Origin of the sequence: Kitasatospora sp. NPDC057223 (genome assembly GCF_042669755.1) — a bacterium.
Lineage (GTDB): Bacteria > Actinomycetota > Actinomycetes > Streptomycetales > Streptomycetaceae > Kitasatospora.
Map to the genome: position 1 here is coordinate 14,041 of NZ_JBHUWW010000051.1, position 23,794 is coordinate 37,834.

General features: G+C 75.3%; 28 protein-coding genes and 1 pseudogene. 18 read left to right on the forward strand and 11 right to left on the reverse strand.

Going from position 1 to position 23,794, the window contains the following annotated elements; translation table 11 throughout:
- Nucleotides 1-415, forward strand: a pseudogene (locus ACFUK0_RS19370) (hypothetical protein); the annotation flags it as partial.
- A gap of 62 nt (nucleotides 416-477) precedes the next feature.
- Here ACFUK0_RS19370 and ACFUK0_RS19375 read toward each other — a convergent pair.
- Nucleotides 478-1,074: a TetR family transcriptional regulator gene (locus ACFUK0_RS19375; RefSeq protein ID WP_380251723.1), complete on the reverse strand. Its 597-nt coding sequence runs from the start codon at nucleotides 1,072-1,074 to the stop codon at nucleotides 478-480.
- 117 nt (nucleotides 1,075-1,191) lie between these two features.
- Between ACFUK0_RS19375 and ACFUK0_RS19380 the strand changes: the two genes are divergently transcribed.
- Complete coding sequence (locus ACFUK0_RS19380; RefSeq protein WP_380251725.1) at nucleotides 1,192-1,431, forward strand: hypothetical protein; 240 nt, start codon at nucleotides 1,192-1,194, stop codon at nucleotides 1,429-1,431.
- A gap of 123 nt (nucleotides 1,432-1,554) precedes the next feature.
- Complete coding sequence (locus ACFUK0_RS19385) at nucleotides 1,555-2,202, forward strand: HD family hydrolase (protein WP_380251727.1); 648 nt, start codon at nucleotides 1,555-1,557, stop codon at nucleotides 2,200-2,202.
- A 21-nt stretch (nucleotides 2,203-2,223) separates the two neighbouring features.
- Here ACFUK0_RS19385 and ACFUK0_RS19390 read toward each other — a convergent pair whose 3' ends face one another.
- Complete coding sequence (locus ACFUK0_RS19390; protein WP_380251729.1) at nucleotides 2,224-2,439, reverse strand: hypothetical protein; 216 nt, start codon at nucleotides 2,437-2,439, stop codon at nucleotides 2,224-2,226.
- A gap of 103 nt (nucleotides 2,440-2,542) precedes the next feature.
- Nucleotides 2,543-2,914, reverse strand: a complete 372-nt coding sequence (locus ACFUK0_RS19395; RefSeq protein ID WP_380251730.1) for a DUF1801 domain-containing protein — start codon at nucleotides 2,912-2,914, stop codon at nucleotides 2,543-2,545.
- A 166-nt stretch (nucleotides 2,915-3,080) separates the two neighbouring features.
- Between ACFUK0_RS19395 and ACFUK0_RS19400 the strand changes: the two genes are divergently transcribed.
- The 5 genes from ACFUK0_RS19400 (at nucleotide 3,081) to ACFUK0_RS19420 (ending at nucleotide 8,839) form a co-directional block, all read left to right on the forward strand.
- Entirely contained in the window at nucleotides 3,081-3,404 is a 324-nt protein-coding gene (locus ACFUK0_RS19400; protein ID WP_380251732.1) for a YciI family protein, read from the forward strand.
- Between the two features lie 12 nt (nucleotides 3,405-3,416).
- The gene (locus ACFUK0_RS19405) at nucleotides 3,417-5,426 is read left to right on the forward strand and encodes a sigma-70 family RNA polymerase sigma factor (RefSeq protein WP_380251734.1); all 2,010 of its coding nucleotides are present in this window, start codon (nucleotides 3,417-3,419) and stop codon (nucleotides 5,424-5,426) included.
- A gap of 12 nt (nucleotides 5,427-5,438) precedes the next feature.
- The gene (locus ACFUK0_RS19410) at nucleotides 5,439-6,614 is read left to right on the forward strand and encodes a hypothetical protein (RefSeq protein WP_380251736.1); all 1,176 of its coding nucleotides are present in this window, start codon (nucleotides 5,439-5,441) and stop codon (nucleotides 6,612-6,614) included.
- A gap of 37 nt (nucleotides 6,615-6,651) precedes the next feature.
- Complete coding sequence (locus tag ACFUK0_RS19415) at nucleotides 6,652-7,347, forward strand: aspartate/glutamate racemase family protein (protein WP_380251738.1); 696 nt, start codon at nucleotides 6,652-6,654, stop codon at nucleotides 7,345-7,347.
- 127 nt (nucleotides 7,348-7,474) lie between these two features.
- Nucleotides 7,475-8,839, forward strand: a complete 1,365-nt coding sequence (locus ACFUK0_RS19420) for a condensation domain-containing protein (RefSeq protein WP_380251740.1) — start codon at nucleotides 7,475-7,477, stop codon at nucleotides 8,837-8,839.
- Between the two features lie 78 nt (nucleotides 8,840-8,917).
- Here the strand turns inward: ACFUK0_RS19420 and ACFUK0_RS19425 are convergent, their stop codons facing one another.
- On the reverse strand, nucleotides 8,918-10,123 hold the full coding sequence (locus ACFUK0_RS19425; RefSeq protein ID WP_380251742.1) for an MFS transporter: 1,206 nt from the start codon (nucleotides 10,121-10,123) through the stop codon (nucleotides 8,918-8,920).
- Nucleotides 10,124-10,196: 73 nt separating this feature from the next.
- Between ACFUK0_RS19425 and ACFUK0_RS19430 the strand changes: the two genes are divergently transcribed.
- Nucleotides 10,197-10,955 carry a DeoR/GlpR family DNA-binding transcription regulator gene (locus tag ACFUK0_RS19430; protein ID WP_380251744.1) on the forward strand — a complete coding sequence of 253 codons (759 nt, stop codon included), beginning with the start codon at nucleotides 10,197-10,199 and terminating at the stop codon, nucleotides 10,953-10,955.
- A 30-nt stretch (nucleotides 10,956-10,985) separates the two neighbouring features.
- On the opposite strand, the gene ACFUK0_RS19435 is transcribed toward ACFUK0_RS19430, so the two are convergent.
- Nucleotides 10,986-11,537, reverse strand: coding sequence for a YceI family protein (locus tag ACFUK0_RS19435; protein ID WP_380251746.1), 552 nt, complete (start codon nucleotides 11,535-11,537; stop codon nucleotides 10,986-10,988).
- Between the two features lie 186 nt (nucleotides 11,538-11,723).
- Between ACFUK0_RS19435 and ACFUK0_RS19440 the strand changes: the two genes are divergently transcribed.
- Nucleotides 11,724-12,056: a winged helix-turn-helix transcriptional regulator gene (locus ACFUK0_RS19440; RefSeq protein ID WP_380251805.1), complete on the forward strand. Its 333-nt coding sequence runs from the start codon at nucleotides 11,724-11,726 to the stop codon at nucleotides 12,054-12,056.
- A gap of 27 nt (nucleotides 12,057-12,083) precedes the next feature.
- Here ACFUK0_RS19440 and ACFUK0_RS19445 read toward each other — a convergent pair whose 3' ends face one another.
- From ACFUK0_RS19445 to ACFUK0_RS19455, 3 genes are all read right to left on the reverse strand, one after another.
- Nucleotides 12,084-12,290 (reverse strand): hypothetical protein, encoded by a 207-nt coding sequence (locus tag ACFUK0_RS19445; protein WP_380251748.1) that lies wholly within the window; start codon nucleotides 12,288-12,290, stop codon nucleotides 12,084-12,086.
- Nucleotides 12,291-12,371: 81 nt separating this feature from the next.
- Nucleotides 12,372-12,725: a hypothetical protein gene (locus ACFUK0_RS19450; RefSeq protein ID WP_380251750.1), complete on the reverse strand. Its 354-nt coding sequence runs from the start codon at nucleotides 12,723-12,725 to the stop codon at nucleotides 12,372-12,374.
- Nucleotides 12,726-12,818: 93 nt separating this feature from the next.
- The gene (locus tag ACFUK0_RS19455) at nucleotides 12,819-13,598 is read right to left on the reverse strand and encodes a UbiA family prenyltransferase (protein ID WP_380251752.1); all 780 of its coding nucleotides are present in this window, start codon (nucleotides 13,596-13,598) and stop codon (nucleotides 12,819-12,821) included.
- Nucleotides 13,599-13,785: 187 nt separating this feature from the next.
- Here ACFUK0_RS19455 and ACFUK0_RS19460 point away from each other — a divergent pair, with 187 nt between their 5' ends.
- The 3 genes from ACFUK0_RS19460 to ACFUK0_RS19470 are packed head-to-tail and all read left to right on the forward strand — an operon-like array spanning nucleotide 13,786 to nucleotide 16,421.
- Nucleotides 13,786-14,850: a type III polyketide synthase gene (locus ACFUK0_RS19460; protein WP_380251754.1), complete on the forward strand. Its 1,065-nt coding sequence runs from the start codon at nucleotides 13,786-13,788 to the stop codon at nucleotides 14,848-14,850.
- Nucleotides 14,851-14,859: 9 nt separating this feature from the next.
- Nucleotides 14,860-15,408, forward strand: a complete 549-nt coding sequence (locus tag ACFUK0_RS19465; protein WP_380251756.1) for an isoprenylcysteine carboxyl methyltransferase family protein — start codon at nucleotides 14,860-14,862, stop codon at nucleotides 15,406-15,408.
- On the forward strand, nucleotides 15,405-16,421 hold the full coding sequence (locus ACFUK0_RS19470) for an NAD(P)/FAD-dependent oxidoreductase (RefSeq protein WP_380251758.1): 1,017 nt from the start codon (nucleotides 15,405-15,407) through the stop codon (nucleotides 16,419-16,421). The genes ACFUK0_RS19465 and ACFUK0_RS19470 overlap by 4 nt, the downstream gene beginning before the upstream one ends.
- Before the next feature lie 4 nt (nucleotides 16,422-16,425).
- Here ACFUK0_RS19470 and ACFUK0_RS19475 read toward each other — a convergent pair whose 3' ends face one another.
- A complete protein-coding gene (locus tag ACFUK0_RS19475; RefSeq protein WP_380251760.1) occupies nucleotides 16,426-17,373 on the reverse strand; it encodes a helix-turn-helix domain-containing protein in 948 nt (315 codons plus the stop codon).
- 95 nt (nucleotides 17,374-17,468) lie between these two features.
- Here ACFUK0_RS19475 and ACFUK0_RS19480 point away from each other — a divergent pair, with 95 nt between their 5' ends.
- Together ACFUK0_RS19480 and ACFUK0_RS19485 are read left to right on the forward strand one after the other, a co-directional pair.
- The gene (locus tag ACFUK0_RS19480) at nucleotides 17,469-18,500 is read left to right on the forward strand and encodes a saccharopine dehydrogenase NADP-binding domain-containing protein (RefSeq protein ID WP_380251762.1); all 1,032 of its coding nucleotides are present in this window, start codon (nucleotides 17,469-17,471) and stop codon (nucleotides 18,498-18,500) included.
- 213 nt (nucleotides 18,501-18,713) lie between these two features.
- Complete coding sequence (locus tag ACFUK0_RS19485; RefSeq protein ID WP_380251764.1) at nucleotides 18,714-19,058, forward strand: RidA family protein; 345 nt, start codon at nucleotides 18,714-18,716, stop codon at nucleotides 19,056-19,058.
- A gap of 48 nt (nucleotides 19,059-19,106) precedes the next feature.
- On the opposite strand, the gene ACFUK0_RS19490 is transcribed toward ACFUK0_RS19485, so the two are convergent.
- Together ACFUK0_RS19490 and ACFUK0_RS19495 are read right to left on the reverse strand one after the other, a co-directional pair.
- Nucleotides 19,107-20,381, reverse strand: a complete 1,275-nt coding sequence (locus ACFUK0_RS19490; RefSeq protein WP_380251766.1) for an acyl-CoA thioesterase/BAAT N-terminal domain-containing protein — start codon at nucleotides 20,379-20,381, stop codon at nucleotides 19,107-19,109.
- Between the two features lie 85 nt (nucleotides 20,382-20,466).
- Nucleotides 20,467-21,285 (reverse strand): DMT family transporter, encoded by an 819-nt coding sequence (locus tag ACFUK0_RS19495; protein ID WP_380251807.1) that lies wholly within the window; start codon nucleotides 21,283-21,285, stop codon nucleotides 20,467-20,469.
- 152 nt (nucleotides 21,286-21,437) lie between these two features.
- On the opposite strand from ACFUK0_RS19495, the gene ACFUK0_RS19500 reads away from it, so the two are divergent.
- The 3 genes from ACFUK0_RS19500 (at nucleotide 21,438) to ACFUK0_RS19510 (ending at nucleotide 23,755) form a co-directional block, all read left to right on the forward strand.
- Nucleotides 21,438-22,292 (forward strand): LysR family transcriptional regulator, encoded by an 855-nt coding sequence (locus ACFUK0_RS19500; protein ID WP_380251768.1) that lies wholly within the window; start codon nucleotides 21,438-21,440, stop codon nucleotides 22,290-22,292.
- Between the two features lie 64 nt (nucleotides 22,293-22,356).
- Nucleotides 22,357-22,674, forward strand: a complete 318-nt coding sequence (locus ACFUK0_RS19505; protein WP_380251770.1) for a UBP-type zinc finger domain-containing protein — start codon at nucleotides 22,357-22,359, stop codon at nucleotides 22,672-22,674.
- 286 nt (nucleotides 22,675-22,960) lie between these two features.
- On the forward strand, nucleotides 22,961-23,755 hold the full coding sequence (locus ACFUK0_RS19510; protein ID WP_380251772.1) for an SDR family NAD(P)-dependent oxidoreductase: 795 nt from the start codon (nucleotides 22,961-22,963) through the stop codon (nucleotides 23,753-23,755).
- Nucleotides 23,756-23,794 lie beyond the last annotated feature (39 nt).

The following is a 23,794-nucleotide window of genomic DNA, read 5'->3' on the forward strand; positions in this document are numbered from 1 at the left end:
GCTGAGGACGGATCCGGACGTCGGGCCCGGTGGTCAGTGGGTGTCGGCGTTCTACCTGTCGCGTTGGGGCAACGACGTGGCGAAGGACAACGGCGGCACCACCATCCCCGACTGCGCGGGCGGCGGACAGCCCCCGGCCACCGGCCGCTACTGGGTGGACACCTTCGCGACGGCGGCGGTGTACGGCTCGCCGACGAGCACGGCGAGTACGGGGACGCTGTACCAGGGGACGAACTACGTGTTCTGCAAGGCCTGGGGGCGTCAGGTCGCGAGTGGCGGGAGCTTCAACCACTGGTGGCTGAGGACGGATCCGGACGTCGGGCCCGGTGGTCAGTGGGTGTCGGCGTTCTACCTGTCGCGTTGGGGCAACGACGTGGCGAAGGACAACGGCGGCGCCACCATCCCCGACTGCTGACCCGTCAGGGCCTCCCCGGGCGGGGAGGCCCTTCGGCGCGGGTCGGGTGGGTCGGCCGTGCGTCAGGCGGCGGTCAGCCGGCGGACGAGCGCGACCAGGGCCTCCCGCTGCGCGGCCTGGTCCTCGGACGGCGTCCCGGAGAGGAGCATCCGGACGAGCTGCGGCATGGTGAACCAGGCGGTGGCCAAGGCGATCACGGCGTACATCAGCAGCGCCGCGTCGACCTCGCCGGTCACGGCGCCGGCCTGCTGGGCCTGGCTGATCGCGGCTACCTTCTCGGCGTAGTGGCGGGCGCGCCGGCTCTCGTCGACGACCGGATCGTGCTCCGGCCCGCCGCTCTGCAGGCCCTCCCAGGCGAGCAGCCGCAGGAAGTGCGGGTGCGCGCGGTGGTAGTCGACGACCTGCCCGACGTAGTCCCCGAGATCCGCGGCCTGCTCCGCCGTGAGCGGGACGGCGGCGGCGAGATTGGCCAGCTCGGCCTCCAGGACGGCGTCGAACAGCTGGTCCTTGTTGCCGAAGTACTGGTAGATCCGCTCCTTGTTGACGCCGGCCCGGGTCGCGATCCGGGCGACCCGGGCACCCTGCGGCCCGTGCTCGGCGAATTCCTCGACGGCTGCTTCGAGCAGCAGCTGCTTCGTGCGTGCGGTGTCCCAGGCCATGCCCAGACCGTACCGCATTTCCAACCAAACGGTTGGACAGCGTGCGGCCGTGCTGCCATAATCCAACCGTACGGTTGGAGACCACTCCTCTCCGGCCCCGTAGGCAAGGAGACCCAGATGTCCACGAGCCCCGCACCGGCCGCCGCGCCCTCCGTCCACCGGCGCGCGCTGATCACCTGGCTCGCCGTCTACCCCACCATCACCCTCGTGCTCGCCCTCGTCGGCCCGGCCACCGCGCACCTGCCGCTGGTGCTGCGCACCCTGATCCTCACCGTGATCGTCGTCCCGGTCGTGGCGTACGCGGCGATTCCGGCCCTGCTGCGGGCCAACGCCGCGCTGGCCCGGCGCCGCCGCTGAGCAGGGCGCCCCGGGTAGGCTCGGACCCGCCCGGCCGGAGGCTGGGGTCCGGGGCGGGGCGTTCACCGCGAGCACCGTTCCGGCGCAGCCTCCGCGCACCCGAGACCCGTGCAGGAGTTCGCCGTGCCCGAGGACCACCAGCCCGCCCTGATCGAGTCCTTCCGCCAGCCGGCGGCCACCCCGGACCGGCTGCGCCGCCAGATCGAGTTCATCGTCGAGGTCGACCGCCTCAAGACCGTGCTGCGCCAGAGCCCGCTGCTGGCCGCCGACCGCCGCGAGAACGACGCCGAGCACTCCTGGCACCTCGCCCTGATGGTGCTCGTCCTCGCCGAGTACGCGGACGAACCCGTGGACGTCCGGAAGGTGCTGGCGCTCGTCCTGCTGCACGACCTGATCGAGATCCACGCCGGTGACACGCCGCTCTACGACGAGGCGGGACAGCTCGACCAGGAGGAGCGCGAGAAGGCGGCCGCCGACAAGCTGTTCGCGCTGCTGCCGGCCGGCCAGGCCGAGGAGTTCCGGGCCCTGTGGGACGAGTTCGAGGCCCGGCTCACCCCGGAGGCCCGGTTCGCCAAGGCGATGGACCGCCTCCAGCCACTGCTGCTCAACTTCGGCAACCGCGGCGGGACCTGGCAGACCCCCGGCGTGACCGACCAGGTCGTCCTCGACCGGAAGTCCGTCATCGGGGACAGCTCCACCGCGCTCTGGGAGTACGCCCAGGCGCTCATCCGCACCGGCGCGGACAACGGCTGGGTGCCGAAGGCGGGCTGAGCCGCCCCGGCCGCCCCGGCCTCAGCGCGCGGGCGGCGCCTGCACCTCGCCGGAGACCGTGCGCAGCGGGCTCATCACGAGGGCGTGCAGCGAGTCCAGCAGGTTCACGCCGGAGGGCACGATCTGGTCGGCGGGCCGCAGCGGCGCGGCGGCGGGTGCCGCGTGGGCGGCGGTGGCGCCGAGGAGCAGGGCTGTGGCGGCGATCGCCGGGAGGGCGAGAGCTCGGGTGACCTTCATGCCGTGCTCAACGAGTCCGGGCCCGAGGGGTTGCGCCGCCGGACGGGTGGGCCGCGGCGGTCCGGCCGCGACCCGGGCCCCCGCGTGCCGACGCGCCGGCGGCTCACGTGGCGGCCGGCGCCTCCAGCTCACGCGCCTGCCGCAGCCAGCCGGCGAACAGGCCGGCCTCGATGTCGGCCGGGGTCCGGAGCTTCACGGCGGCCATGCCCCGCGCGCCGGCCTGCAGGCGGTCCGCGTCCGCGGTGAGCTCGGCGCCCCGCCAGAACCCGAAGGTCACGTAGCCGGAGTACGCCTTCAGGTAGCAGACCGGGTTCTTGCCGGGGGCGCCGCCCAGGCTCCACACCGGGTGCCCGTGCCACAGCGCGCCGGTACCCGGCAGCGCCGCCTCGACGATCGGCAGCAGCAGGTCGGTCAGCTCGCGCTGGGCGGCGGGGAGGGCGGCGAGGTACTCGTCCAGGGTGGCGAACTTGGGCATGTCGATCAGTCCTTCGTCTGGTGTACCGGTGCCCGGCGGGGGCGCCCGGCCTTTCGGTTCTCGCTGACACGTCGAGCGGGCGATGTGACAGGGAACGCGCTCATTACCTGTCGTCTAGGCTGTTCGACGCGTCAGCACGAGCAACCGAAGAGACGGGAGACACCCCATGCGCTACCTGATGATGTCCAAGCCCTCCGAGACCGTGCCCGACGAGAAGCTGTACGCCGAGATGGGGCAGTTCATCGAGGAGCTGACCGCCGCCGGCGTCCTGCTGGCCACCGGAGGACTGGAGCCGGGCGGCATCCGGCTGACGTCCGTCGGCGAGGAGATCACCGTGACGGACGGGCCGTTCGCCGAGTCCAAGGAGGCGGTGGCGGGCTTCGCACTGATCGAGGTCCGCTCCAAGGAGGAGGCGGTCGAGCTGGCCCGCCGGTTCCGCCGGATCGTCGGCGACGGCGAGAGCGTGATCCAGCAGGTCTACGGCCCCTGAGGCGCCGGCAGCGTGCCTGCGACGGAGACGAACCGGACGGTCGACGCGGTCTGGAAGCTGGAGTCGGCCCGGATCATCGCCGGGCTGGCCCGGCTGGTGCACGACGTCGGCCTCGCCGAGGAGCTGGCCCAGGACGCGCTGGTCGCCGCCCTGGAGCAGTGGCCGCAGTCGGGCGTCCCGGACAACCCCGGGGCCTGGCTGACGGCCGTCGCCAAACGCCGGGCCGTCGACCACCTGCGGCGCGCCCAGCGGCTGGACCAGCGGCACCGGCAGCTCGCCCGCGAGCTGGAGCAGCCGCCACCGGACGGGGACGACCCCGAACGGGACGACGTGCTGCGGCTGATGTTCGTCTCCTGCCATCCGGTCCTGCCCACCGAGGCGCGGGTCGCGCTGACCCTGCGCCTGCTCGGCGGCCTGACGGCGGCGGAGATCGCCCGGGCCTTCCTCGACAGTGAAGCGAACATCGCGCGCCGCATCGCGGCCGCGAAGCGCACGCTCGCCGAGGAGCGGGTGCCGTTCGAGCTCCCGGACGGCGCCGAGCTCGCCGAGCGCCTGTCGTCGGTGCTCGGCGTCGTCTACCTGATCTTCAACGAGGGGTACTCGGCGAGCTCCGGCGACGACCTGATCCGGCCGGGCCTCTGCCTGGAGGCCCTGCGGCTCGGCCGGCTGCTCGCCGAGCTGTCGTCCGGCCAGGCGGAGGTGCACGGGCTGGTCGCGCTGATGGAGCTGCAGGCCTCCCGGTCGGCCGCCCGGACCGGGCCGGCCGGCGAGCCCGTCCAGCTGCACGAGCAGAACCGCGGGCGGTGGGACCAGCTGCTGATCCGGCGCGGCTTCACCGCGATGCTGCGCGCGCGGGAGCTCGGCGGCCCGCCCGGCCCGTACGTGCTGCAGGCGGCGATCGCCGTCTGCCATGCCCAGGCCCGGACGGCCGGGGACACCAACTGGCCGCAGATCGCCGCCCTCTACGAGTCGCTGGAGCGACTGCTGCCGACACCGGTCGTCCGGCTCAACCGGGCGGTGGCGGTCGGGATGGCCGACGGCCCGCAGGCGGGGCTCGACCTGGTCGACGCGCTGACCGGCGACCCCGCCCTGCGGGACTACCACCTCCTGCCGGGCGTCCGGGGCGACCTGCTGCTCCGGCTGGGGCGCGGGGCGCAGGCGCGGCTGGAGTTCGAGCGGGCCGCGGCCCTCGCCGGGAACGCCGCCGAGCAGGCCTTCCTGCGGCGCCGCGCGGACGGGATCCCGGCCACCGCCCCGCCCGGAGCCACGCTCGGCCGGGCCGTCCGGGATTTCCTGGAGCGCGACGACCTGGACGCCGCCACCGTCCGCTCCTACGGGCAGACCCTGCGGCGGCTGTGCCTCGCGCTGGGCGAGGGGATGCCGCTGGACGACCTGACCGCCGAGCAGGTGGCGCAGGTCCTCACGACGGCCTGGGGCGGGGCGGCGGCCAGGACGTGGAACCGCCACCGCGCCGCCGTCCGGTCGTTCGCCGCCCGGGCCGGCGCCGGGCACCTCGCGGACGGGCTCGACCGGCGCGCCGAGACCCGCGCCCGGACGGCGGCGATCACCCCGCAACGGCTCGACGCGCTCCTGGGCGATCCGGGCCTGCCGTTGCGCGAACGCACCCTCTGGCACCTCCTGCACGAGTCCTCGGCCGGGGTGGGGACGGTGCTGTCCCTGAACGTCGAGGACCTGGACCTCGACGACCGCCGGGCCCCCGCCGGTGACGGCTGGGTGCTCTGGCGCTCCCGGACGGCCCGGCTGCTCCCCGCACTCCTCGCCGGACGCACCCGCGGCCCGCTGTTCCTCGCCGACCGGCGCCCCGGTCCCGCCCGCCGCCGCGCCGAGGCCGACCTCTGCCCGGACACCGGCCGCGGCCGGCTCTCCTACGAGCGGGCCGAGTACCTGTTCAAACAGGCCACCAAGCCGCTGGACCCGACGGGCCACGGCTACACCCTGCGCCAGCTGCGGACGGACACCCGGCCGCCCCGGAGCCGTACACTCGGGCCGCCCGAGACGTGAGGGGACGGGGACATGCTGCGTGATCCGCTGGTGTGGCGGGCCGGTGACGGGCCGATGGCCGAATGGCTCGCCGGGGTCGGGGAGCGGCTGCTCGGCCCGCAGCCCGGCGGCTGCACCGTCCGGGGCGACCTCCGCTGGCCCGACCGGCCGTACGGGGTGCCCGTCGGCACCGGTCTGACGGCGGGCGAGGTCGCGGAGCTGCTGACCGCCGAGGGCGTCGACGGGCTGTACGTCCGGACGGGCGGCGGCCCGCGCCTGGCCGAGCCGCGGGTGGAGATCGCGCCACTGGCCGAGGGCGACCGGGGCCCGGACGGGCCCGGCGTCCGCATCCTCCAGGTCGAGCCGGCCGGTGCCCCGGCCGGCACCGTACCCGTCTTCGCCCGGATCCGGACGCCGGACGAACTCGGCGCCTGGATCGGCCTGCTGACGCCCGTCCTGGCGCAGGCCCCGCCGCCCGCGCGCTGGCCCGCCGCCACTCTGGCCACCCCGCTCGGCGCCACCCTCCACCACCGGCGGGACGGGATCCTGCTGGACCTCCAGCCGCTCGCGGAGGCCGAGCAGCGCGGTGTGAACGCCACCTCCCGGGTGCAGCTCCAGTGCGTCGCCGCGGACTTCCCGCAGCGGGCGGTGCTGCTGGCCGCCGCCGCCGTGCTGGAGGAGCGGCCGCTGCCCGGCGTCCGCGACCTCGCCGGGTGGCTGGGCGAGCTGGCCGCCGCCTGGGGCGGGCAGCCCGTACCGGTGCCCGGGCGTTGGGCCGGCGCCGCCGCGCTGCCGCCCGGCACCCGCGCGAGCGTGCTGAGGATCGACGGTGACGAGGCCGAACTGATGCTCCGCCGGCCGGGCCGCTCCGAGCTGTGGGCGCGGGGGCCGGTCACCCGGGTCGCCGGCTGGGCGGGCCCGCTGCTGGACCCGGCCCTGCACGAGGAGGCGCCGACCGCCTCCCGGCGGCGGCTCGCCCGCTGGCTGGAGCACACCGGCCGGGCCGCCCTCGGCGCCGACGCCCGGTGGAGCGTCGACCGGCTCGCGGAGCCGCTCACCGCCGCCGGCCTGGCCGACTGGCTGGCGGCCCACTGCCCCGGCCGCGCCGTCGCCGTGGACCGGGTGACCGAGGGCGCCGTCACCCTCACCGGCACCCGCACCTCGGACGGCCGGGCGATCGTCACCGGCCGCCGCAGCGGTCACCCGTGAGTCCCCGGAGGGCCGCAGTCTGTGCAAGGGTGGCCCGATGCGAACCATCGGCCTGCTCGGCGGCATGAGCTGGGAATCCACCGCGGAGTACTACCGCCTGCTCAACGAGCTGACCCGGGAGCGGCTCGGCGGCCTGCACTCGGCGAAGTGCGTGCTCTGGTCGGTCGACTTCGCGGAGATCGAGGAGCTGCAGACCCAGGGGCGCTGGACCGAGGCGGGCGAGCGGCTGGCCGAGGCGGCCGGGGCGCTGGAGGCCGCCGGCGCGGAGCTGCTGCTGATCTGCACCAACACGATGCACAAGGTCGCCGACCAGGTCCAGGCGGCCGTCGGCATCCCGCTGCTGCACCTCGCCGACACCACCGCCGCCGCCGTCCGGGCGGACGGCGTGCGGCGGGTGGGCCTGCTGGGCACCGCCTTCACCATGGAGCAGGACTTCTACCGGGGCCGGCTCGCCTCGCACGGGCTGGACGTCCTCGTCCCGGACGCGGAGGGCCGTGCCGCCGTCCACCGGATCATCTACGAGGAGCTCTGCCAGGGCGTCATCCGGGACGAATCCCGGGCGCTCTACCGGGCCGTCATCGAGGGCCTCGTGGCCGAGGGCGCCGAGGGCGTCGTCCTCGGCTGCACCGAGATCGAGCTGCTGATCGGGCCCGAGCACAGCCCCGTCCCCGTCTACGCCACCACCCGTCTCCACGCGGAGGCCGCGGTCGCCGCCGCCCTGGGGCCCCTCTGACCGACCGTGCACGAGGGTCGACGGACGCCGGGCCGTGCGCCACACTCTGACCGTACCGCGCCCAGGGGGAGCACGGTCCGCCCGCCGGACAACCTCCCGCCCCGCACTGCGAATCGGAGAGTCCAGCGTGAGCACGAGCCGCCCACCGGAGACCGAGTTCTCGTCCGGCCGCTCCGCGACGGCGCCCGCCACCTGGGGGCAGCAGGCCGTCTGGGACGCCGTGCGCGGGCTCGGGCCGGCCGACGCGCCGAGGTACAACGTCTCGCTGGCCGCCCCGGTGGACCCGGGAGTGCCGGTGGCCTTGCTGCTGGACGCCCTGCGGCAACTGCTCCACCTGCACGACTCCCTGCACACCCGGCTGCTGGCGGACGACGCCGGACGCCTGCACCAGATCGTCGATCCCGCCGGCCGCCTGACCGTCGACAGCCGGCGGTGCGCGACCGCCGAGGAGGTCGCGCAGGCCGGCGCCCGGCAGCTCGCCGAACTGGCCGGCCTGCCCTTCGACTGCGCCCGCGACTGGCCGCTGCGGGTCGGGATCGTCGAGTCCGGTGGTCTGGTGCGCCACATCGCCCTCGTGCTCTCCCACACGGCGGTCGACGCCTGGGGGCTGCGGCGCCTGACGGCGGACCTGACCGCGATCGTGCAGGGTCACCAGCCGCGCACCGGCGGGGAGCACCCGGCGCTCCAGCCGGTCGAGGAGGCCGCCTTCCAGGCCTCGGAGCGCGGACGGCGCCGCGACGCCAACGCCCGCCGGCACTGGGAGAGAAAGCTGCGCCTCGGGCCGCGCCGCCTGTTCCCGGCGCCCGCCGGGGAGCCGGCCCAGCTGTTCCCGAACGCCGTCCTCAACTCGCCGGCGCTGGCCACGGCGGTGGAGTACGTCGCCGCCGCCCAGCGGGTGAGCTCCTCCTCCGTCCTGCTCGCCGCCGTGTCCGCGATGACGGCGCGGATCACCGGGGCGCCGGACGCGGTCCTCCAGGTGGTCGTCAACAACCGCTTCCTGCCCGGACTGGCGGACGCCGTGAGCACGGTGGCCTCCGAAGGACTGTTCCATCTCGCCGACCCGGCGGGGGAGTTCGACGAGGTCGTGCGCCGCGCCCACGCGACCTCGATCGCCACCTACCGCAGCGCCTACTACGACAAGCGCCTCCTCGACCAGGACATCGAGCGGATCGCAGGGGACGGCGGCCCGGTCGCCGACCGCACCTGCTTCTTCAACGACACCCGCGACCTGATGCCGCAGCAGGCGGACGCCCCCGCCCCGGCCGGCGGATCGCTGGAGCGGGCCAGGGCACGGACGACCCTCGGCTGGCCGGTCGAGTTCGAGCCGCGCGCCGGCGTGTCCTACGCCCTGGACGCCCTCCGGGCGCCGGGCTCCCTGGAGCTGTCGATGACCGCTGACAGCGCGCTCCTGCCACGGCCCGACATGGAGCGGTTCCTCTACGGCGTCGAGGCCCTGGTCGTCGAGCGGGCGCTCGCCCTGGGCTGCGCCTGAACACTGCTCGCCTCGCGGGCGCCGGTGTCCCGCGCGACCGGGCCGGCCGGCCGTGACCCCGCACCGGCGCCGGCCCGGTCAGTGCTGCGGTTCGGCCTGCCGGGCGGCCACCTGGGCCCCGGCCCCGGTGGGCCGGGTGGTCAGGACGGGGGCGGCGACGGCGGCGGTGATGCAGAGGGCGACCGGGAGCAGGAGGGCGAGGTTGAGCGGCATGAAGTGGGTCATCGGGCCGATCACGGCCGGTCCGGCGAGCATGCCGAGGTAGCCGAGCCCGGCGACCCGGGAGACGTTGACCGCGGTGGCGTCGGGGTCGGTGTGGCCGGCGGCGCTGAACAGTTGGGGGATGCAGCCGGACAGGCCGGCGCCGAAGAGGGCCCAGCCGGCCAGGGCCAGGGGTACGGCGGGGGCGAGCGCGGCCAGGGTCAGGCCGGCGGCGGCCACGGCCGAGCCACGGCGCAGGACGGCGACGGGGCCGATGCGGGCGGCGATCCGGTCGGTGAGCAGGCGCCCGGCCGTCATGGCGGTGGCGAAGGCGCCGTAGGCCAGGGCGGCGGTGGCGGGGGTGGCGCCGAGCACGTCCCGGAGGTGGAGCACGCTCCAGTCGTTGGCCACGCCCTCGGAGAGCATCAGGGCGAGGGCCAGTGCGGCCAGGATCCAGATCCGGCGGGGTGTCCGGCGCCCGGTGGCGGCGGTCGCCGGGGCGGGGCCCTCGCCGGCCGGGGTGCGCTCGGGCGGCAGCAGGGCGGGCGCGGCCAGTGCGGTGACGGCCACGCCGAGCAGGGCGGTGGCTCCGAGGGTGGTGGCCGCGCTCCAGCCGAGGTTCAGGGTGACGGCGCCGACCAGTGCGGCGATCACGCCGCCGACCGAGAACAGCGCGTGGAAGGCGGACATGACGGGCCGTCCGTAGCCGCGTTCGACCTGGACGGCGTGGGTGTTCATGCTGACGTCCAGGCAGCCGTTGCCGAAGCCGAGCACCAGCAGTGCCGCGCCCAGCGTCCAGCCGTCGGTGGCCAGGCCCGGCAGCACGAGGGCCGCGCTGCACAGTGCCGCGCTCGCGGGCACGACCCGGCGGGCGCCGTAGCGGTCGGTGAGCGGCCCCACCAGCTGCATCCCGGCGAACGCGCCGGCGCCGAGCAGCAGCAGGAGCCAGCCGAGCCCGGCATGGCTCAGGCCGGTGCGCTGTTCGACGGCGGGGAGGTGGACGATCCACATGCCCATGAGGAAGCCGTTGAGGACGAAGTACGCGAAGGTGGCCAGCCGTCCGGCACGAAGGGATCTCTGCATGCCTTCGAACATAACGAACATTATTGCTGTTCGTAAAGTTGCTCTGCGAACAGTTCTGTTGTTGAATACACGGATGGTGAGCACAGACCGGCTGAGGCAGATCACTGACGCGGTACGCGAGAGCGGGAGCAGGAGTGTCGCCGAGCTGGCCGCGCTCACCGGCGCCTCCGAGATGACCGTCCGCCGCGACCTGGAGACGCTCGCCGACCAGGGGGTGCTGGAGCGCTATCGCGGCGGCGCGCGCAGTCTGCTGCTGCGCGGCGAGGAGCCGCCGTTCGCCCTGCGGGCCCAGGACGACGTGGAGGCCAAGCGGCGGATCGCCGCGGCGGTCGCCGGGATGATCGCGGACGGCGAGTCGGTCGTCCTCGACAGCGGCACCACCTGCCTGGAGGTGGCGCACGCGCTGCGGGAGCGGCGGCTGACCGTCATGCCGCTGTCCCTGCACGCGGCCAACGCACTGGTGGGCGCGCCGCAGCTGACGCTGCTGCTGCCGGGCGGTGCTCCGAGGCCCGGCGAGCTGGCCCTGACCGGCCCGCTGACCGAGGCCTCACTGGCGGCCCTGCGGTTCGACACGGCCGTCCTCGGCTGCTGCGGTCTGACCGCCGCGGACGGCCTGACCGCCTACGACCTCGCCGATGCGGCGGTCAAGCGCGCCGCCATCGCCTCGGCCCGCCGGGTCATCGCGGTCGCCGAGGCGGCGAAGCTGTCCCGGACGGCCCTCGCCGTCGTCGCGCCCGCCGCCGCACTGCACGCGGTGGTCACCGACCTGGCCGCCCCCGAGGCGGAGAGCGCGGCGCTCACGGCGGCGGGCGTCGTCGTCCGCACGGTCTGAGCGCCGGGTCCGGCACGGCGCTCGGCGTGGTCAGGCCCGGGTGAAGCGGGTCCGGAGCGTGACGACGGTGAGTCCGCGCATCATGCCGCCCGGGTTCTTCCAGGCCATGCCGAAGTCGTTGCGGTCGACGTGCACCTCGCCGGTGAGCGTCACGTCGTCGGCGCCGGTGCTGGTGACCCGGGCGGTGAAGGCCAGCGGGCGGGTCCTGCCGAGCACCGTGAGCCGCCCGGTGACCTCGGCGTTCCCGGCGCCGTCGGCGACCACGCCGTCCGCCTCGAAGGTGAACTCCGGGTGCTTGTCGACGTCGAAGAAGTCCTTCGAGAGCAGGTGGGTGTCGAGCTTCTTCTTGGTGGTGTCCACCGACCCGGCGTCGACGACCAGGGTGCCGCGCCCGCTCCCGTCGGCGTCGAGCGTGCCCTCGCCGCTGATCCGGGCGAAGGTGCCCGTCATGGTGATCAGGCCCCACATCGACTTGTGCCGGAAGCCGACGGCGGAGGCGTCCGCGTCCAGGGTCCACCGGCCCGTGCCGAGGCCGGCGGCGGAGGTGGGGATGCCTGCGGGCTCGGCGGTGTCGTTCGCCATGGCGGTCACGCCTTTCGTGAAGGTGGGGGTCGGGGGCCCGGCCGCCTGGGCGGCAAGGCGGTGCGTTTTCGTGCGCTGCTAGTGATATCACACCTACTTACTTTTCCGCAGTAGCGAGGGAGCTGCGGGTAAGCTGGGCGCATGACGACGGAACGGGGAGTCCTGCGGCCCGAGGAGCACGGCGCCATGTGCACGGAGGCGGGCAGCGCGGTCGAACGCGTCTTCGGCCTGCTGGGCAAGCGCTGGACGGGCATGATCCTGGCCGCCCTGATGGGCGGCCCGGTGCACTTCGCCGACCTGCGACGGGCCGTCCCCGGCATCAGCGAGCGCGTCCTCTCCGACCGCCTCACCGAACTGGCGGCGGCCGACATGGTCATCCGCGAGGTCGACCCCGGGCCGCCGCTGCGCGTCAGCTACGGTCTCACCGACACGGGCGCGGCGCTGCGTCCCGCCCTGGTCGAGCTCGGCCGGTGGGCCGAGGACTGCCTGCCCGGCGCAGCCGGCGGCGCCTGCGGCTGAGGGCCGCCGCGGCGCAGGCCGTGCGGCTCAGGGGTTGCGGTGGTGATGTGACGCGGCCGGCCCGAGGTGGAGCAGGAAGGCCATCGCGGCCTCCCCGGCCTCGGGGTCGCGCGGGCGGGCCTCGTAGCAGGCCCAGCTGCAGAAGCCGGTCGGGTTGAGCCGGGCGGTACGGCCGCACTCCGCGCAGATCATCAGTGGGCCGTCCGGCCGCTCCGGTGTCCTGTCCATCGCCATCGCCCGCTCTTCGGTTGCCCGACTCCAGCCTACGGCGGGCCGGGCGGCGCGGACGGCGCGATCAGGGCCGGTCAGGGGCCGTCAGTCGCCGAGCCCGGTCTCGGAGCGCAGCGCCAGTTCCTGGAGGACGTCGTGGCTGGACACGTCGGTACGCCCGGCGTCGTGGACCTCGGCCAGCTCCCAGAACGCGATCGAGAACGCCGTGGCGAGCTGGAGGATCCGCCCGCCGAGCGCCTCGCTGAGGATCGTGCTGATCTCGTCCGCGGACGCCTCGGCGGGGATCGCCACCCGGGGCATGACGTCGTTGAGGAGGTGCAGGATCACGCCGGGCCCGGTGTCCGCCTCGTCGTCCGGCAACCCGTCGGGTTCGTGGACCCACTCACCAGCCTGGGTGAGGATGCCGATCACCCGCTGGAGTACCTCGCTCTGATCCATACCACCGAGCATACGAGCGCCGCCCCCGGGCCCCGCGGACCTCGGCCCCGGCGGCGGGCCCCGCCGGCCGCGCCCCTTCGCGCGCTCCGCCGCTCAGGCCAGGCCCGCCCCCCGGGTGAGCAGCATGGCGGCGGCGGTGGCCGCCATCACCAGGGTGGCGAGGAACGGGACCCGGCTCCCCTCGTGGCCCGCCACCGGGAGCACGGTGAGCACGGCCATCGGGCCGGTGACGGCGAGGGCGGCCCACCCGGCGCGCCCCGGCGGGCCGGCGGGCCCGAGGGCGAGCAGCACGGCCGCGCCGAGCAGCAGCGCGGCGGCGAGTGCCCGCGACCATCCGCGGCCCAGCCGCTGCGGCAGGCCGCGGACGCTGGCCGCCAGGTCGCACTCGATGTCCGGCAGGACGTTGGTCAGGTGCGCGCCGACGCCCAGCAGCGCGGCGGCGCCCACCGCCCACCCCGGCGGCCACGGCCGGCCGGGCAGCCCGAGGGTCACGAAGGCGGGCAGCAGTGCGAAGCCCAGCGCGTACGGGAGCCAGGACAGCGGCGTACGTTTCAGGCCGAGGTTGTAGGCCCAGGCCGCGCCGACGCCGAGCAGGTGGGCCGCCCCGGCCCGTGCCCCGGCCGCGAGGGACAGCGGGACGCAGAGGGCGAGGGCGGCGCCCGCGGCCAGCGTGACCGTCCGGGGTGCCAGCGATCCGACGGCGAGCGGCTTGTCCCGCCTGCCGGCGGCCACGTCCCGGTCCAGATCGGCCCGGTCGTTGCACCAGCCGACCGACAGCTGCCCGGTGAGGACGGCGCCCGCGACCAGCAGGCAGCCCGCGGCCGACCGTCCGGCTGCCGCCGCCAGCGCGGTCACCAGGGCGGTGACCACCACGGTCGGCTCCGGATGACACGCGCGGACGAGGGCGGCCGCCCGGCCCGGGGATCCACCGCCCCGCGGCAACCGAACTGACGCCCCGGCACTTCGCGTTCCGTTCTCCTGCACGCGGTGATCCTAGCCACTGACTGCCCGTCATGCGGCGATATGAGGTATTCGACCGAATTCTCCCTACGATGGGGCGATGACGCGAATCGCGGCCGTGCACGGAGTCCTGCCGCCCCACCGCTACGAGCAGCACGAGATCCGCGACGCACTCGCGGGCGTCTCACTGGCGGGCGGCGCGGACCGGCGGCTCCTCGACCGGGTGCACGCCTCGGCCATGGTCGGCGCCCGGCACCTCGCCCTGCCGCTGGAGCGGTACGCCGGGCTGAACGGCTTCGGCGCCGCCAACGACCTGTTCATCGAGGCGGCCCTCGACCTGGGGGAGCGCGCCCTGCGCGGCGCACTCGACGAGGCGGGCCTCCACCCCCGGGACGTCGACCTCGTCCTCTCCACCTCCGTCACCGGGATCGCGGCCCCGTCCATCGAGGCCCGCCTGGCCCAACGGGTGGGCCTGCGCCCCGACGTGAAGCGGCTGCCCGTCTTCGGACTCGGCTGCGCGGCGGGCGTGAGCGGCCTCGCCAGGCTGCACGACTACCTGCGCGGCTGGCCCGGCCACGTCGCCGTCCTGCTCTCCACCGAACTCTGCTCCCTCACCGTGCAGCGCGGCGACAGCTCACCGGCGAACCTGGTGGCCGGCGCCCTCTTCGGCGACGGCGCCGCGGCCCTGGTCGCCGTCGGACCGGACGCCCCGTCGGCCGGGGCCGCGGCCGGCCCCACCGTGCTGGCGGCCCGCAGCCACCTCTACCCCGGCACCGAGGACCTGCTCGGCTGGCACATCCGTGACCAGGGCTTCCGCATCATGCTCGGCAACGACCTGCCCGAGGTGGTCCGCGCGCACCTGGGCGACGAAGTCCGCGGCTTCCTCGCCGACCACGACCTCAAGCCCGGCGACGTCACCGCCTGGGTCGTCCACCCGGGCGGCCCGAAGGTGCTCGAAGCCGTCCGTGAATCACTCGGCCTCCCGGCGCGCGCCCTCGAACTGACCTGGCGTTCGCTCGCCGAGGTCGGCAACCTGTCCTCCGCCTCCGTCCTGCACATCCTGCGCGACACGCTGGCCCTGCGCCCGCCGCTGGCCGGCACGCCCGGGCTGCTGCTCGCGATGGGCCCGGGCTTCAGCTCCGAACTCGTCCTCGTCAACTGGTAGGTGCCCGCCGTGTCCCCCTACACCCTGCTCGTGCTGCTGGTCGCCCTCGAACGGCTCGCGGAACTCGCCGTCGCCCGCCGCAACGCCCGCTGGAGCCGGCGGCACGGCGCCACCGAGTACGGCGGCGGCCACTACCCGGCGATGGTCCTGCTGCACACCGGGCTGCTGGCCGGCTGCCTCGCCGAGACGGCGCTGGCCGACCGCCCGTTCCTGCCCGCGCTCGGCATCCCGATGCTCGCCCTGGCACTGGCCGCCCAGGCCCTGCGCTGGTGGTGCATCGCCACGCTCGGCCCGCGCTGGAACACCCGGGTGATCGTCGTCACCGGCCTGCCGCTCGTCGACCGCGGGCCGTACCGCCTGCTGCGCCACCCCAACTACCTGGCCGTGGTCGTCGAGGGCCTCGCCCTGCCGCTGGTCCACACCGCCTGGCTGACCGCCCTGGGCTTCACCCTGCTGAACCTGCCCCTGCTGGCCGTCCGGCTGCGCTGCGAGAACGCCGCCCTCGCCACCGCGCCGGGAGCCGCCACGGCGCCCGCCGCCGCCCCCGCCGCCCGGTGATCGACCTGCTGGTCGCCGGCGGCGGACCGGCCGGACTGGCCACCGCCCTGCACGCCCACCGGGCCGGGCTCCGGGTCGTGGTCGCCGAGCCCCGCCCCGCACCCATCGACAAGGCCTGCGGCGAAGGACTGATGCCGCCCGCCCTGCGCGCCCTCACCGAACTCGGCGTCACCGTCGACGGCCACCCGCTGCGCGGCATCCGCTACCTGGACCGGACCAGGCTGGCCGAGGCCCCCTTCGCCGGCGGCCCCGGCATGGGCGCCCGCCGCACCACCCTGCACCGGGCGATGGCCCGGCGGGCCGCCGAGCTCGGGATCCCGGTCCTGCCCGTCCGGGTGGCAGAGGTGCGCCAGTACGCCGACCACGTCCAGGCGGCCGGACTCCGGGCCCGCTACCTCGCCGCCGCCGACGGCCTGCACTCGCCCGTCCGCCGCGGCCTCGGCCTGGACCTCCCGGACACCCGCCCCGCCCGGTACGGGCTGCGCCGGCACTACGCCGTCGCCCCGTGGACCGACCACGTGGAGGTGCACTGGTCGCCCGGCAGCGAGGCCTACGTCACCCCGCTCGGCCCCGGCCTGGTCGGCGTCGCCCTGCTGACCTCGCGCCGCGAGCCCTTCGAGCGCCAGCTGGAGGACTTCCCCGCGCTCGCCGCCCGGCTGCCGGCCGCCTCGGCCACCACCGCCGTCCGCGGCGCCGGCCCGCTGCGCCGGCGGGTCCGCACCCGGGTGGCGGGGCGGGTGCTGCTGGTCGGGGACGCCGCCGGCTACGTCGACGCCCTCACCGGCGAGGGCATCTCGCTCGCCCTGACCGGCGCCGCGCAGCTCGTCCACTGCCTGCGAACCGGCCGCCCGGACCAGTACGACCGGGCCTGGCGCCGGACCACCCGCCGCTACCGGCTGCTCACCGGCTCGCTCCTGTGGCTGCGCGGGCAACCGGCCCTGGCCGGTCGGATCGTGCCCGTCGCGGCCCGCTTCCCGGCGGTCTTCGCCACCGCCGTGCGCTGCCTGGGCTGACCGGTCAGGCCCGGCGCGCGCTGCGGAACGAGCGCCGGTAGTCGCCGGGCGGGACCCCGACGACGCCCTTGAACCGGCGCCGGAGGGTCGTGGCGGTGCCCATGCCGGTGGCGAGCGCGACGGCCTCGATGCTCTCGTCGGTGGTCTCCAGCAACTCCTGCGCCCGGCGTACGCGTTGGGCCAGCAGCCACTGCATCGGCGTCTGCCCGGTCACCGACCTGAACTGGCGCCCGAGATGGCGCGGGCTGGTGTTCGCCCGGCGCGCCAGGTCGGTCACCGTCAGCGGCAGGTCCAGCCGTTCGCCGGCCCAGGCGAGCAGGTGCGCGAGCGCGTGGTCGCCCGTGGCCTGCACCGGCGTGGCCACGAACTGGGCCTGACCGCCGGGCCGGTGCGGCGGCATGACGAGGCGGCGGGCGACGGAGTTGGCGACGGCGGCGCCGTGATCCAGGTGGACCAGGTGGAGGCAGAGGTCCACCGCGGCGGCCTTGCCGGCGGAGGTGAGCACGCTGCCGTTGTCCGTGTAGAGCACGTCCGGGTCGACCACGGCCAGCGGATGGCGGGTGCTCAGCTCAGCGGTGTGCGCCCAGTGCGTGGTGGCCCGCCGGCCGTCCAGCAGGCCCGCGGCGCCGAGCACGAACGCCCCGGTGCAGAGGGAGGCGACCCGGGCCCCCGACTCGTGGGCCGCCCGGACGGCTTCGACCAGCTCCGCAGGCAGCGGCTCGTCGATGTCGGCGCACGCGGGCACGATCACGGTGTCCGCGCCGACCAGCCGGTCCAGCCCGTGGTCGGGCTCGACCGCGAACGGGCCGACCCGCACCGGCCCGGGCCCGCAGAGCAGCACGTCGTACCAGCCCTCGGTGGCCTCGCGCGGGGGATTGCCGAAGATCTCGTAGGCCACCGCGAGCTCGAAGTGCAGCAGGTGACCGGCCGTCAGCAGGGCGACAGTGGGCATGTCCGAAATTGTATGGGCCATGTCGTTCCGGACACTCACGGCCGGGGCGGCCTCCGGCGAGACTTGATCCATCAGCACCACGTGAACGGGGAACCATGAGTACGACAGCAGCAGTTGTGGTCTACGGGGCGACAGGGCACACCGGTCGTTTCGTCGTCGCCGAACTACGCAGGCGCGGCTTCGCCGTGGTCGCCTCCGGGCGGGACGCGGCCCGGCTGGAGGCGCTGGCCGCCGACTGGGGGGACGTGGCGGTCCGGCCGGCCACCGCCGACGACGCGGACGCGCTCGACCGGGCCCTCGCGGGTGCGGCGGCCGTCGTCAACTGCGCCGGACCGTTCGCGGTGACGGCGGGCCCGGTCGTCGAGGCGGCCCTGCGCGCGGGGATCCCCTACCTCGACGTCGCCGCGGAGATCGAGGCGAACGTCTCGACGTTCGCCGACCACGCGGAGGCGGCCCGGAAGGCGGACACGCCCGTGGTGCCGGCGATGGCGTTCTTCGGCGGCCTGGGTGACCTGCTGGTGACTGCGGCCCTGGGGGAGTGGACCGCCGCCGACGAGGTGCACGTCGCGTACGGGCTGAACAGCTGGCGCCCGACGGCCGGGACCAGGGTGGCGGGGCAGGTGTCCCACCAGCGGCGGGGCGGCCGCCGGGTGCGGTTCGCGGACGGCGCGCTGCAGTACCACGACGACGGCCCGGCGCAGCAGGACTGGCACTTCCCCGAGCCGCTCGGCCGGCGGCGGGTGATCGCCGAGTTCACCATGGCCGACGTGGTCACCGTGCCCAGCCACCTGGCCGTGCCCGTGGTCCGCACCTACATGACCACCGAGGCCGCGGGGGACCTGGCGGGGGAGGACACGCCGGCGCCGGTGCCGGTCGACGATCTGGGCCGGTCGGACCAGACGTTCGTCGTCGACGTCCTGGTCCGGGCGGGCGGCGTCGAGCGCCGTGCCACGGCCCGTGGCCAGGACATCTACGCGGTCACCGCGCCCCTGGTGGTGGAGGCCGTCCGGCGGGTCCTGGACGGGCGCACGCGGACGACGGGTGTGGCCTCGGCCGGCGCGATGTTCGACGCGGCGGACTTCCTCCGGGCACTGGCCCCGTACCTGTCCGTCGAACTGCCGCACTGACCGCCGCGGCGGGGCGCCGAGGCCGCGGCGGTGCCCGTTGGCGTGGACGGCCCGCGGCGGCCGGCCGGGCGGCGGCCTGTCCGGCAGCCGGGACCGAATTGACCATGAATCCGGGGCCCCGGTTGAATGGCCGCGCCCCGGCACGACCGCCGGAGCGCGGAGCCGGCGCCGGAACGGCCGGGCCCCGCCCCACCAGGCACAGAGGGAACACCGATGGTCCAGCGGTTCGAGAGCGGCGCACGGATGTCCGGAGCGGTCGTGCACAACGGCACGGTCTACCTGGCCGGGGTCGTCGCCGACGACCTCACCCAGGACGCCGCCGGGCAGGCGGCGCAGGTCCTGGCCGGCATCGACCGGCTCCTGGAGCTGGCCGGCAGCGACAAGACCAAGATCCTCCGCGCCGAGATCTACCTCGCGGACATCAAGGACTTCCCCGGCCTGAACTCGGTCTGGGACGTCTGGGTGCCCGCCGGCGCCACCCCCGCCCGCGCCACCGTGCAGGCCGCGCTCTACACCCCCGAGGCCCTGGTCGAGATCGTCGTGACCGCGGCGGTCTGACCTGCTTGCTCCGGTACCGGGCCCGTCCCGGTACCGGAGCCGACGGGGTCAGGCGGTGAGCGTCGCCAGGAGCGCCAGCACCTCGGGCCAGCCGTCCGCCTTCGCGGCCGCGTTGCCCGCGCGGGTACCGCCCAGGTCCAGGACCGAACCGCCGGCCCTGCTGACGGTCCGGGTGCCGGCCGGGAGGTAGGGGAAGGTGCCGACGCCGTGTCCGGCGTCCGGGTAGACCATGGCCCGGTGCGGATGGCTGTTCTTCGCGGCGCCGAGTTCCTGGTCGATCTGCCGCGCCCACGACGGGGACTTCCACAGCCGGTCGTCGGCACCCGCCAGGGCGAGGACCGGCCCGTCGACCTGGTCGAGCGGGATCGTCTCCTGCGCGACGGGGCGGCCGTCCCGGGTCCACGCGGCGGCTCCGTCGGGAACGCTGCCGTTGGCCTGCGCGGAGGGCGAGTAGACGATCACCCCGTGGATCAGGGCCGGGTAGTCCTCGCCGAGCAGCAGAGCCGCCTCGCTGCCGCGCGAGTACCCCAGGGTCACCACGTGGGCCGGGTCGACGCCCGGCTGGGCCGCCAGCAGGCGTGCCGCCGTGACGAAGTACTCCAGCGGGATGTCGTGCAGGGTCGCGGGCAGCCCCGGGAGGGCGAAGTAGCCGAGCGCGAGGGCGGGGTAGCCGTGCGAGGCCAGCAGCGCCGCCGCGTGCTTCTCGGCGTTGCCCCCCTCGGACCCGCCGAACAACAGGACCGCCGGGTGCTCCGGGCCTCCCGCCGGAGGCAGGAACAGTTCGCCGCTGACCTGGTCGGCGGCGACGGTCAGCTCCCTGCTGCTGACCCCGTCGCCGACGAACCGGCGCGACAGCGTCCGTGCGGCGACCTGGCGCCCGTGCGCCGTGACGCCGATCCGCACGTCGTAGGAGGGCTGGGCCTCCGGGAAGGCCGGCGCGAACGAGGACCGGTCGGGATCGCCCGTGGGCGGTTCCATCGACCAGAACAGGCCCATCCCGTCGGCCGTCCGGTACGTCCCCGAGAGCGGTACCGCCGAGTCGAGGGCGACGGTGCCGTGACCGTCCGCGCGGAACACGGCGTTCCCCTTCCACTGCTCCCCGGCGTAGTCGGTCGCGGCGGAGGTGACGGTGACCTCCTCGTCGGCCGCCAGACCCGTCACGCGCAGGTGCACCGGCTGGTCGGCCGGTGAGGTCGCGGCGTCGACCTCGATCGCGGCGCCGCCGCCGTCCCCCGGGGCGGAGGCCCCGGAGCACCCCGACAGTCCCACCCCCAGCACCGCGACCACCGCCACGACGCCGGCCCAGCTCTGCCTTGCGGTCATTCGTTCCCCCGAACTCGTGAGGTGATCAACCTCCTCGCACAGCCGTCCGACTGTCAAGCTCCCGGGGTTCGTGGGCGACTCCTGTTCAACTGCCCGCCCTGCGGGCCGGGGTGAGGGCACTCGCGGTGTTCGCGGCCGCGATGGCGGCGATGGCGCACCAGCTGCTCCAGCCGAGCGCCTGGCCGAGCACGACCAGGCCGACGACGGCCGCCAGGACGGGGTTGACGCTCATGAAGATGCCGAAGAACCGGGCGGGGACGCGGCGCAGGGCGAACAGGTCGGCGAGGAACGGCACGGCCGAGCAGAGCACCCCGGCGGCCGCCGCCCGGGCCAGCGCCGACACGGTCGGCGGGTGCTGGAGGAGGACGACGACGCCCACCGGGACGAACAGCAGCCCGGACAGCCCGGCTGCCGCCGCCGGCCCCTCGGCCCCGGGCAGCCGGCGCCCGATCAGCCGGTTGAGCAGGATGTAGGAGGCCCAGCAGGCGGCGGCCAGCAGCCCGAGGGCGATGCCCGGGTAGTCCGTGGTCGGCTGCGGGCGGGTCAGGACGAGGACGCCCGCCGCAGCGGTGGCCGCGCAGGCGAGGTCGCTCCGGCGGCGCGAGGACGCCAGGGCCACCGCCAGCGGCCCGAGGAACTCCAGGGTCACCGCGAGGCCCAGCCCCAGCCGGTCGACGGCGCTGTAGAGGGACAGGTTCATCGTCGCGAACACGAGCGCGAGCAGCAGCACCGGCCACCACTGCGCCCGGCTGAACGAGCGCAGCCGGGGCCGGCCGACGGCCAGCAGGACGACCGCGGCCACCCACTGACGCACGGCCACCACGCCGACCGGCCCGATCACCGGGAAGGCCAGCGCGCCGACGGCCGCGCCGACCTGGTTGGAAAGCCCGCTGCCCAGCATCATCGCCGTGCCCGTCCAGCGCGGGTGTTCCGCTCCGGTGCCGGCGGGCCCCCGCGTGATGTGCTCCGTGTCGACCGTGGTCTGCATGCAGTGATGGTGGGCCACCCCGGGCCTTTCGCCCAATGCATGCGACGCGCCGGTTATACGCTCCGGTCATGAGTCTCGAACTGCGGCACCTGCGCTGCCTGCTCGCGATCGCGGAGGCCGGGAGCTTCACCGACGCCGCCCTCGACCTGGGCGTCTCGCAGGCCGCCGTGTCCCGCACCCTCGCCGCCCTGGAGGACGAACTCGGTACCCGGCTGCTGCGCCGCACCACCCGGGAGGTGACCGTCACCGCGGCCGGTGCCCGGGTGCTCTCCCACGCCCGCCGGGTCCTGGCGGAGGTGGACGGCCTGGTGCACGAGGCCACCGTGGGCCGGACCAGGCTGCGGATCGGCTACGCCTGGTCGGCGATGGGCCGTCACACGCTCGCCTTCCAGCGCCGGTGGCCGGTCCTGCGGGCGGACACCGAACTCCAGCTCGTCCGCACCAACTCCGCCACCGGCGGGCTGGCCGAGGGGGCCTGCGACCTCGCCGTCGTCCGGACGGCGCCCGACGAGCGGCGGTTCGACAGTGTGATCGTCGGGCTGGAGCGGCGCTTCTGCGCGATGGCCGCCGACGACCCCTGGGCCCGTCGCCGCTTCGTGCGGCTCGCGGAGACCGGCTCCCGCACCCTCGTCCTGGACCGGCGGACCGGCACGACCACCATCGACCTGTGGCCCCCGCAGGCCCGGCCGGCGGTCGAGTACACCAACGACATCGACGACTGGCTGGCCCTGATCGCGACCGGCCGGTGCGTGGGCGTCACCGCCGAGGCCACCGTCTCCCAGTACCCGAGGCCCGGCATCGTCTTCCGGCCGGTGCGGGACGCCGCACCGATCGCGGTCCGGCTGGCCTGGTGGCGGGACGACCCCCATCCGGCCGGCCCCGCGGCGGTCGAACTCCTCACCGAGCTCTACCGGCAGGCCTGAACGGGCGCGGCGCCGCCGGGGGAGTGGCCGGGCAGTGGCCGGGCGTCTGCGTATCGTGGGAGGTATGAGTGAGAACCCCGCCTGGCAGGTGGCCGAGGACCTCGGCGCGACCGTCCAGCGGTCCTGCACACACCTGGACCAGGCGCAGGACACCGCTGCGAGGACGGTGCGCGGCTGCGAGGACTGCCTGCGCACCGGGAGCCGCTGGGTGCACCTGCGGGAGTGCCTGACCTGCGGGCACGTGGGCTGCTGCGACAGTTCGCCGAAGAAGCACGCCCATGCGCACGCCGGGCCCGGTCACGACCTCGCCCGGTCGCTCGAACCGGGCGAGGACTGGGCCTGGTGCTACGCCGACGAGGTCTTCCTGCGCCCGGCCGGCTGACGGCGGACGAGCGTGAGGCGGGCGCCTGGGCGGCTGTGCAGGGCAGCCGGGCGTGTACGGTCCTGCCGCTGTCGGAGTCCAGTACCCGGGGTGGGAGTGGTGGCCGTCGGTCCAGCCGGGCGGACGGCCTGCCGGGCCGTGCTCCCGGTGTACCGCGGTTGGCGTTCATGTCCTGACTTCGGAGACAGCCGGGCCGACAGGTGGGTGAAATGCCCGGAATTCTCCAAAGGCGATGAGAATCTGTCCGGGTGCGCCCCCGCACCGCCGGCCCCACAGGAGTGACGACGTGCAGATCGACCTGGCCGGCCGGACGGCCGTCGTGACCGGCTCCTCCCAGGGCATCGGCCTGGCCATCGCCACCGGCCTGGCACACGCCGGGGCGCGGGTGGTCCTGACCGGGCGCGGCGCGGGGCGGCTCCAGGAGGCGCAGGAGCACCTGCGCCGTGCCGTCCCTTCGGCGGAGGTGTCCGCGGTGGCGGCCGACCTCGCCCGCGCGGAGGGGGCGGAGCAGCTCTGCGCGGCCGTCCCGCACGCCGACATCCTGGTCAACAACCTCGGGATCTTCGGGCCGACACCGGCCCTGGAGATCGACGACGCGCTCTGGCGCGAGTACTTCGACGTGAACGTGCTGAGCGCGGTGCGGCTGATCCGTGCCTATCTGCCCGGCATGACACGGCAGGGGTGGGGCCGGATCCAGAACATCGCGAGCGACTCCGCGATCGTGATCCCCGCCGAGATGATCCACTACGGCATGTCGAAGACCGCCCTGCTGGCGGTCTCACGGGGGTTCGCCAAGGAGGCGGCCGGCAGCGGAGTGACCGTCAACTCGGTCATCGCCGGGCCGACCCGCACGGGCGGCGTGGAGGACTTCGTGTACTCACTGGTGGACCGGTCGCTGCCCTGGGAGGAGGCGCAGCGCGAGTTCATGCGCGTGCACCGCCCGCAGTCGCTGCTCGGCCGGCTGATCGAGCCCGAGGAGATCGCGAACCTCGTCGTCTACCTCAGCTCGCCCCAGGCGTCGGCCACCACCGGTGCGGCGGTCCGGGTCGACGGCGGCTACGTCGACTCCATCGTCCCGTGAGCCGCCCCGGGCGCCCGTCCGGGCACTGCGGCCGCCCGG

Excerpts from the sequence above, each read along its gene's own strand:
- ACFUK0_RS19375 (WP_380251723.1), bottom strand. The coding sequence starts at position 1,074 with ATGGCCTGGGACACCGCACGCACGAAGCAGCTGCTGCTCGAAGCAGCC.
- ACFUK0_RS19380 (WP_380251725.1), top strand. The coding sequence starts at position 1,192 with ATGTCCACGAGCCCCGCACCGGCCGCCGCGCCCTCCGTCCACCGGCGC.
- ACFUK0_RS19390 (WP_380251729.1), bottom strand. The coding sequence starts at position 2,439 with ATGAAGGTCACCCGAGCTCTCGCCCTCCCGGCGATCGCCGCCACAGCC.
- ACFUK0_RS19395 (WP_380251730.1), bottom strand. The coding sequence starts at position 2,914 with ATGCCCAAGTTCGCCACCCTGGACGAGTACCTCGCCGCCCTCCCCGCC.
- ACFUK0_RS19400 (WP_380251732.1), top strand. The coding sequence starts at position 3,081 with ATGCGCTACCTGATGATGTCCAAGCCCTCCGAGACCGTGCCCGACGAG.
- ACFUK0_RS19410 (WP_380251736.1), top strand. The coding sequence starts at position 5,439 with ATGCTGCGTGATCCGCTGGTGTGGCGGGCCGGTGACGGGCCGATGGCC.
- ACFUK0_RS19415 (WP_380251738.1), top strand. The coding sequence starts at position 6,652 with ATGCGAACCATCGGCCTGCTCGGCGGCATGAGCTGGGAATCCACCGCG.
- ACFUK0_RS19425 (WP_380251742.1), bottom strand. The coding sequence starts at position 10,123 with ATGCAGAGATCCCTTCGTGCCGGACGGCTGGCCACCTTCGCGTACTTC.
- ACFUK0_RS19430 (WP_380251744.1), top strand. The coding sequence starts at position 10,197 with ATGGTGAGCACAGACCGGCTGAGGCAGATCACTGACGCGGTACGCGAG.
- ACFUK0_RS19435 (WP_380251746.1), bottom strand. The coding sequence starts at position 11,537 with ATGGCGAACGACACCGCCGAGCCCGCAGGCATCCCCACCTCCGCCGCC.
- ACFUK0_RS19440 (WP_380251805.1), top strand. The coding sequence starts at position 11,724 with ATGTGCACGGAGGCGGGCAGCGCGGTCGAACGCGTCTTCGGCCTGCTG.
- ACFUK0_RS19445 (WP_380251748.1), bottom strand. The coding sequence starts at position 12,290 with ATGGCGATGGACAGGACACCGGAGCGGCCGGACGGCCCACTGATGATC.
- ACFUK0_RS19450 (WP_380251750.1), bottom strand. The coding sequence starts at position 12,725 with ATGGATCAGAGCGAGGTACTCCAGCGGGTGATCGGCATCCTCACCCAG.
- ACFUK0_RS19460 (WP_380251754.1), top strand. The coding sequence starts at position 13,786 with ATGACGCGAATCGCGGCCGTGCACGGAGTCCTGCCGCCCCACCGCTAC.
- ACFUK0_RS19475 (WP_380251760.1), bottom strand. The coding sequence starts at position 17,373 with ATGCCCACTGTCGCCCTGCTGACGGCCGGTCACCTGCTGCACTTCGAG.
- ACFUK0_RS19480 (WP_380251762.1), top strand. The coding sequence starts at position 17,469 with ATGAGTACGACAGCAGCAGTTGTGGTCTACGGGGCGACAGGGCACACC.
- ACFUK0_RS19485 (WP_380251764.1), top strand. The coding sequence starts at position 18,714 with ATGGTCCAGCGGTTCGAGAGCGGCGCACGGATGTCCGGAGCGGTCGTG.
- ACFUK0_RS19490 (WP_380251766.1), bottom strand. The coding sequence starts at position 20,381 with ATGACCGCAAGGCAGAGCTGGGCCGGCGTCGTGGCGGTGGTCGCGGTG.
- ACFUK0_RS19495 (WP_380251807.1), bottom strand. The coding sequence starts at position 21,285 with ATGATGCTGGGCAGCGGGCTTTCCAACCAGGTCGGCGCGGCCGTCGGC.
- ACFUK0_RS19500 (WP_380251768.1), top strand. The coding sequence starts at position 21,438 with ATGAGTCTCGAACTGCGGCACCTGCGCTGCCTGCTCGCGATCGCGGAG.
- ACFUK0_RS19505 (WP_380251770.1), top strand. The coding sequence starts at position 22,357 with ATGAGTGAGAACCCCGCCTGGCAGGTGGCCGAGGACCTCGGCGCGACC.